Source organism: Mycobacterium sp. (genome assembly GCF_025965855.1).
Taxonomy (GTDB): Bacteria; Actinomycetota; Actinomycetes; order Mycobacteriales; family Mycobacteriaceae; genus Mycobacterium.
The window spans coordinates 1-7,106 of the sequence record NZ_JAOPWB010000110.1; the positions used below are offsets into that span (position 1 = coordinate 1).

8 protein-coding genes and 2 pseudogenes are annotated in these 7,106 nt (G+C 65.1%); 9 read left to right on the forward strand and 1 reads right to left on the reverse strand.

Annotation, left to right across the window (positions count from 1 at the left end; all coding sequences use genetic code 11):
* Positions 1 to 25 precede the first annotated feature (25 nt).
* From JWP83_RS08020 to JWP83_RS08030, 3 genes and pseudogenes are all read left to right on the forward strand, one after another.
* Positions 26 to 928, forward strand: a pseudogene (locus JWP83_RS08020) (oxidoreductase).
* On the forward strand, positions 925 to 1,047 hold the full coding sequence (locus JWP83_RS08025) for a hypothetical protein (RefSeq protein WP_297728258.1): 123 nt from the start codon (positions 925 to 927) through the stop codon (positions 1,045 to 1,047). The pseudogene JWP83_RS08020 and the gene JWP83_RS08025 overlap by 4 nt, the downstream one beginning before the upstream one ends.
* Positions 1,048 to 1,059: 12 nt before the next feature.
* On the forward strand, positions 1,060 to 1,938 hold the full coding sequence (locus tag JWP83_RS08030; RefSeq protein WP_297728261.1) for a sulfurtransferase: 879 nt from the start codon (positions 1,060 to 1,062) through the stop codon (positions 1,936 to 1,938).
* Between the two features lie 466 nt (positions 1,939 to 2,404).
* On the opposite strand, the gene JWP83_RS08035 is transcribed toward JWP83_RS08030, so the two are convergent.
* The gene (locus tag JWP83_RS08035; protein ID WP_297728264.1) at positions 2,405 to 2,995 is read right to left on the reverse strand and encodes a TetR/AcrR family transcriptional regulator; all 591 of its coding nucleotides are present in this window, start codon (positions 2,993 to 2,995) and stop codon (positions 2,405 to 2,407) included.
* Positions 2,996 to 3,186: 191 nt separating this feature from the next.
* Here JWP83_RS08035 and JWP83_RS08040 point away from each other — a divergent pair, with 191 nt between their 5' ends.
* The 6 genes and pseudogenes from JWP83_RS08040 to JWP83_RS08065 all read left to right on the forward strand — a co-directional run.
* A complete protein-coding gene (locus tag JWP83_RS08040) occupies positions 3,187 to 3,960 on the forward strand; it encodes an SDR family oxidoreductase (protein ID WP_297728267.1) in 774 nt (257 codons plus the stop codon).
* On the forward strand, positions 3,957 to 4,307 hold the full coding sequence (locus JWP83_RS08045; protein WP_297728270.1) for a VOC family protein: 351 nt from the start codon (positions 3,957 to 3,959) through the stop codon (positions 4,305 to 4,307). Before JWP83_RS08040 ends, JWP83_RS08045 begins: the two co-directional genes overlap by 4 nt.
* A gap of 36 nt (positions 4,308 to 4,343) precedes the next feature.
* Complete coding sequence (locus JWP83_RS08050) at positions 4,344 to 4,748, forward strand: nuclear transport factor 2 family protein (RefSeq protein ID WP_297728272.1); 405 nt, start codon at positions 4,344 to 4,346, stop codon at positions 4,746 to 4,748.
* Between the two features lie 105 nt (positions 4,749 to 4,853).
* Positions 4,854 to 5,603, forward strand: a pseudogene (locus tag JWP83_RS08055) (SDR family NAD(P)-dependent oxidoreductase).
* A 48-nt stretch (positions 5,604 to 5,651) separates the two neighbouring features.
* Positions 5,652 to 6,119 carry a nitroreductase family deazaflavin-dependent oxidoreductase gene (locus JWP83_RS08060; protein ID WP_297728275.1) on the forward strand — a complete coding sequence of 156 codons (468 nt, stop codon included), beginning with the start codon at positions 5,652 to 5,654 and terminating at the stop codon, positions 6,117 to 6,119.
* Positions 6,116 to 7,106, forward strand: a 991-nt coding sequence (locus JWP83_RS08065) for an LLM class flavin-dependent oxidoreductase (RefSeq protein WP_297728278.1), incomplete at its 3' end; no start/stop codon positions are given. The genes JWP83_RS08060 and JWP83_RS08065, both read left to right, overlap by 4 nt.

Sequence of the window (7,106 nt, forward strand, 5' to 3'; positions counted from 1 at the left end):
ACCGAACCTTCTCAAGGAGTCCCGCATGACCGTCACGAACTGGACCGCTGCGCTTCTTCCCGACTTGACAGGCAAAACGTTCATTGTCACCGGCGCCACGACCGGGCTGGGCAAAGCCACCGCCGACGCCCTAGCCCACGCAGGCGCACACGTCGTGCTGGCCGTGCGCAACCCCGCCAAAGGGCAGGCCGTAGCGGAAGGCATCGCGGGAGACACAGAGGTCCGTCAACTTGATCTGAGTTCGCTGTCGTCGGTGCGTGCCTTCGCATCGTCATGGCAGGGGCCGATCGATGTCCTGATCAACAACGCCGGCATCATGCAGGTTCCCGAAGCCCGCACCGCGGACGGCTTCGAACTGCAATTCGGCACCAACCACCTCGGGCACTTCGCACTGACCCTTCTGCTGTTGCCCAGATCTGCGGCCGCATCGTCACGCTGAGCTCCGACTTCCACCGCGGCGCCAAACTGAGCCTCGACGACCCGAACTGGCGGCGACGCCGGTACAACAGCAGCCAGGCCTATAAAGACTCCAAGTTGGCGAACCTACTGTTCGCTCGCGAACTGCACCGTCAGCTGTCGGCCTGCGGTAGCCAGATCCTGTCGGTGGCCGCGCATCCCGGAGTTGTGCGCACCGGACTCTTCGGCCACGTCGCGGGCGCATCAGGACTCTGGCTCGACATCGTTTCGCGCATCGTGGGCCACCCGGTGGATCACGGCATCTTACCCACTTTGTTTCGCCGCCACCCAGGACGTCCGCGGAGGAACATTCATCGGCCCCAAGGGCTTTCGGCAGCTACGCGGATTCCCGGGCATCGTCAAGTCGTCGAAGAACGGCACCAACGAAGAATTCGGAAGACGGCTGTGGGACGTATCAGAATCGCTGACTGGCGTGCGACTCGACTGCGTGACACCTCGACCGGTGCGGTGAACCATGCCCGAGCCGCAATCCAGTACGTCCCCGAGGACAGCCCCGACGAGATCGGCACCGCCATCGCGGAATTCGTCCGGAAGAACCTCAGCCTTCCCGATACAGATCGATCCCTGTGACGGAGTGACGTGATGACGAGTCGACCGATTCTGCCCACCCCGCTGGTGTCCACCGACTGGCTCGCAAAGCACCTTGGCGACCCGGATCTGCGGGTACTGGACGCGACCGCTCACCTGGCGGGGCCGGAGTCTGGCAGCGCCGTTGGGTGGGGCCTGCGACCCGGGCTGAATGATTACCTGGCCGCGCACATTCCGGGCGCGGCGTTCGCCGACATCATCGAGGATCTGTCCGAGCCCGACGGGGGCGCGCTCAGCAAGCCGTCCCCGGCCCGGTTCGCCGTGGCCGCCGGCCGGTTGGGCATCGGCCCGGCCAGTCGGGTTGTGGTCTACGCGCTCGACGTGCACTGGGCGACCAGAGTCTGGTGGCTGCTGCGCGCCAACGGTTTTGACAGCGTAGCGGTACTCGACGGTGGCTTGCGCAAGTGGACCAACGAGGGGCGGCCAACCACAACCGGCGTGGAAAGCTACCCGGGGGCCGAGTTCGTCGGCGAGACGCGTCCGCGGCTTTTCGCCGAACTCGACGAGGTCAAGAAGGTGGTCGACACCGGTTCAGGCGCCTGCCTGATCAACAGCCTCTCGCCGCAGGACCACCACGCCGTCGAGACCAACAACTTCGCCCGTCCCGGCCGCATCCCGGGCAGCCTCAACGTGTTCATGGACGCACTGCTCAACCAGGCCGACGGCACGTACAAACCGGTCGGCGAGCTCCGCAAGATCTTCGCCGAGGTCCTGTCTCGACCCGGTCGCAAGGTCACCTACTGCGGTGTCGGGATCTCGGCCACTAGTGACGCGCTCGCGCTGACCTTGTTGGGCGAGTCCGACGTGGCGGTCTACGACGGCTCGCTACAAGAGTGGACCAGCAACCCCGAGCTCCCCCTCGAAGTGGGCTGATGCGGTAAGGCCGATACATCCAGGCGATGGCCCGCGTGTTCTTACAGATCCTCGACGCTATCGGTTGAGCACACCGATCGGCGAGGGCATTCAGTCCCCCTTATCCCCCTGCCCAGCAAAACGCCTGGGGCCGAACCCATGTCGTGGATATCCGAGACACTGATCTCGATGCCGCAAGTGCGTTAGATAAGCCACGGCGGGGTCAACGCATTTCATCACGCAGCTGGCTCGGAGTTTCGCTGCTGCTGATTCGCCGAACACGTCGTTGAACCGGTCCTGTGCCAATTTCCAGGCTCGCCGAGCCTGCCCAAACTTGGCGCGTCCCTTTTGGGTGAGCACCACGCGGCGCCTCCGCCAGTCATTGTCGCCGGCGACTACCGCGATGAGGCCGTCGTGTTCTAACGGTCGCAGGTTGTGCCCAAGGGCTCGCCTACCGGAAGGGCAGAAAGGCCGTGAAGAACTCGGATTAGCTCGAGCTGGAGGCTTTCGCGGCTGCCAGGGTGAGCTGCGCTATGCGTTTGGCGGTGATCCCCGCGGTGCGCGCGGGCTTGGCAGTGTTCGCGGTCGCCAGCGCTCCGTTGTACAGGACGATGAGCGCGTCGGCGAGCGCCTGAGGGTCGGCTACCCCGGTGGCTTCGGCCAGTTCGAGGAAGTACCGACGCAACCAGTCGCGATACTCGTCATTGGCCTGTTTCTGGCACTCACCGCCCGGCACTTCGGCGGCGGCGTTGTCGAAGGGGCAGCCCCGGAACTCGGGGAGCGACACATAATCAGCGATCGCATCGAAAACAGCCAGGATTTTCTCGTCCGGATCGTCCGCGCCGGCCTGGGCCGCTTCGACACGCTGCCGCCATGCTTCGTGGCGCCCACGAAGGTAGGCGGCGACCAGTTCATCTTTCCCGCCGAAGATGTAGTACAGCGAGCCTTTCGCCACACCCGCCTTCTCGATGACGGCCTCGATTCCGGTGGAATGAACACCGTCTCGATAAAACAGCTCATCAGACGCCGCCAGCAGCCGTTCCCGTGCTGACGGCCGTTTCACTGTCTTCGTCGCCATGTCGGCAGTGTATCAGACAGACCTGTCTGAATGATCTCACCGACCGCCTTCATCCCCATCCGTCCCCGGCTGGCGAGCAGCAACATCTTCGCAGCTCCTATCCTATGTTTCAGCGACAGTTGCATTTTTAGTCCGTTCGGTCTAAATTGGCAGTCATCAGACAGACCGGTCTAAATACTTGAGGAGTGGTCATGGCAAGCCCCACCGTGGTTCGGGATCTGGAAGGCAAGGTTGCGCTGGTGACCGGCGCGACATCGGGGATCGGCAAGGCCGCGGCGGTTCAGCTGGCCGCCCAGGGCGCCACAGTGATCGTGCACGGCCGCGACATCAGGCGCGGTGTCGCGGTGGTCGCTGAGATCGTAAACCGTGGTGGCTCAGCGCGGTTCGTGGGCGCCGACCTGGGCGAACCCGCAGAGGCGCTGCTGCTTGCCAAGGAGGTCGGCGACGTCGACATCCTGGTCAACAACGCCGGCTTCGCCTGGTTCGGCCCATCGGAAAAGCTGGCCGTCAACACACTGGATCAGCTGTTCGCCACCAACGTGCAGGCCCCCTACCTGTTGGTGTCGGTGTTGGCCCCGAAGATGGTGGCCCGCGGCGATGGCGTGATCATCAACCTGGCCAGCAGGGCCGGCACTGTCGGTCAGCCCGACAGCGCGGCCTACGGCGCCACCAAAGCCGCGCTGGCCTCCCTGGCCCGCTCCTGGGCCGCCGAATACGGACCCGCCGGCATCCGCGTCAACGCCATCTCACCGGGACCCGTCTACACCAATGCAGCCGGCCGCGAACTGTTTGATGCCAGCGCCCAGACGACGCTGCTGGGTCGGGCCGGCGAGCCGCAGGAGATTGGCGACCTCATTGGTTTTCTGGCGTCCCCCCGTGCCGCATACATCACAGGCACCAACATCGCCGTGGACGGCGGCACCGCCACCGCACGACAGCACCGCAGGTTGGACGCGGCTTCATGAGCATCTCGGTACTGGCAATCAGCTTTGACGCTCACAACGCCGGCCAACTCGCGCACTTCTGGGCCGAGGCCCTGCACCGCACCGTCAACGACGGCGCCACCGAGGACTTCGCGTCGATCGCTGCCGACACCGGACTCGGAGCCGTCCTGATGTTTCACAAGGTGCCCGAGGGCAAGACGGTCAAGAACCGCGTGCATTTTGACCTACAGGCCGCCGACGTCGTGACCGAAGCCGACCGGCTGATGAGCCTGGGCGCCAAGCAGATCCGCTCGCTGGCAGAGAACAGCAACCGGTGGATCAGCTTCGCCGACCCCGAAGGCAACGAGTTCGACCTCGTCGCCGGCTGACCGACCCTAACCCTACGAATCGCTGGAGCTACAGACATGACAGTTACCGAGCAAGAGAACAAGGCATTCGTCCTGAACGCGTTCGACGCCTTGTTCAACAAGCGGAATTACGCAGCGGCGGAACGCTTTTGGTCGACGGACTACATTCAGCACAGCGCGCACATCGAGCCGGGCCGCGAAGGCCTGTTCGCGCTCGTCGAAGCCGCACCGCCCGACATGCGCTACGAGAACGCGATGATCGTCGCCGACGGCAACTATGTGATGCTGCACGGCCGATTCTCCAATGTCGGGCAACCGGCTGACTGGATCGTGGCAGACATCGTGAGGCTCGAAGACGGGTTGCTCAAAGAACATTGGGATGTCATCCAAGACGAAGCAACACAGGAAGACTCCAAAAGCGGACTCCCCATGTACGGCGACACCTTTCCAACCCGGGCCTGACACGAAAACGACCACAACGACTTCCGCGCAACGGCAGCATTGCCGGAGCAACGGACACGTATAGGGGCACGTCCACCACGCCACACCGAAATTAGGGAAGAACTGATGTCAAGACTGGAAGGCAAGATCGCCGTGATCACCGGCGGCAGCAGCGGTATCGGACTGGCGACCGCGCAGAGGTTTGTGCAAGAAGGCGCCTACGTGTTCATCATCGGACGCCGTTAAAGCGAGTTGGACAAGGCCAAGGCATTGATCGGCGACGGCGTGGCCACCGTTGCCGCCGACGCCTCGAAAACCGCGGACTTGGACAAGCTGTTTGCGACGGTCCTCGAGGAAAAGGGCGGACTGGACATCCTCGTGGCCAACTCAGGCCGGGTGGAGCCCGAAGAGCTGGGGAAGATCACCGAGGAGAATTTCGATGCCACCTTCGATCTCAACGCACGGGGAACGCTTTTCACCGTGCAGAAGGCACTGCCGTTGATGCGCGACGGCGGGTCAGTCATCGTAGTCGGCTCGGTCGCGGGCTACACCGGCATTCCCGGTTACACCACCTACAGCGCCACCAAGGCCGCACTGCGTTCCTATACCCGCACGTGGACAAGGGAGTTCAACGACCGCGGCATCCGCTTCAACACCTTGAGCCCGGGACCCATCGACACCCCCATCATGGACGGGCAAGCCGACTCGCCCGAGGAAGCCGACGCGATCAGGGCGGCGTTCGCCGAAGCGATACCGCTCAACCGGATGGGGCGCCCAGAGGAGATCGCGGCCGCTGCTTTGTTTTTGGCGTCCGACGACAGCAGCTTTGTGGCCGGCGCCGAGCTCAGCGTCGACGGCGGTATGGCCCAGGTCTAACGACCGTGGGCCACGCCGCGGCTCGCTGTGGCGCGGGAAAGGACCGAGATGACACTGAACATCGAAAGCGGGCTTGACGCCGAGTACGTTCCCAGCCCAGTGGAGCATGTGCGCAAGCAAGTCGAAGACTACGAAGCCAGCGGCGGTGTTGAGGGGGCAACGCTGGAGGGCCGGCCGGTGGTGATCCTGACGTCGGTGGGCGCGAGATCGGGCAAGGTCCGCAAGAACCCGGTGATGCGCATCGTCGACGGTGACCGCTACGTGGCGGTGGCCTCAGCCGGCGGGGCGCCCCAAAACCCGTCCTGGTATGCCAATTTGGTCGCACACCCGACGGCGCGACTTCAGGATGGCGCGACTGTCAAGGACTTTCGCGCTCGCGAGGTCAGCGGCGAGGAGAAGCAGCGGTACTGGGCGATCGCCGAAGAGTTCTGGCCGCACTTCCCCGAGTACCGGCGGCTGGCCGCCGGCCGAGACATCCCGATCATGGTGCTCGAGCCCATCGGGCCGCCCCAGTGAAGATCTCAGCCCAGTTCGCCACGTCGCTGCACTCCCCCGCGCACATCGCGATTGCCGAACAACTCGGCTATGACCGGGCGTGGCTGTTCGACACACCGCACGAAAGCCCCGACGTGTGGATGATGCTCGCGTTGGCGGCCAATCGCACCGCCACCATCGGATTGGGTCCCGGCGTGCTCGTACCGACCCTGCGTCACCCGATGGTCAACGCCTCGGCCGCAGCGGCGCTGGCCGCCCTGGCGCCCGGCCGGGTCGCGGTCGCTTTTGGCACCGGCTTCGCAGGCGCCCGCGCGCTGGGCGCCGCACCAGCCAGCTGGTCGTATGTGCGCGAATACGTCCACGCCTTCCGCGGCCTACTGAACGGTGCTCGGGTGTCGTGGCAGGGCAACCGGATACAGATGATGCATCCCGATGGGTTCGCGCCCGAGCGACCGATCGGCATACCGATCCTCATCTCCGCGCTCGGACCCAGGGGCCTGGACGTCGCCACCGAGCTGGCCGACGGGCTGTTCACCGTCAACGGCCAGACGCGTTACGCCGCCCAATTCGCCTGGGCCGCGCTCGGGGTGCACGGCACGGTGCTGGCCGACGGCGAGGCGCTGGATTCCCCGCGGGTGCAGGCTGCCGCCGGACCGGGAAACGCGCTGGCCTATCACGCCGCATACGAATTCGGCGGCGACGTTACCGCACTGCCAGGCGGCGACGTGTGGCTCGACACGATCAACCAAAGCCCACCCCAGGAACGCCACCTCGCGGTGCACGACCAGCACCTCGTCGCGCTCAACCACGCCGACACCGCCGCGTGGGCGGCGGGTAGCTGGAAAGCCATCGGCCAGACCACCCTGACCGGCACGGCCGACGAGATCGCGGCCGGCCTGGCCGCCCACGAGGCCGCCGGCGTGGACCACGTCATCGCCGCGCTCGAACCGAGCACGCCGGAGACGCTGGCCGCGTTCGTCGAGGCCGTGAACCGCTACCGCGCCGGGG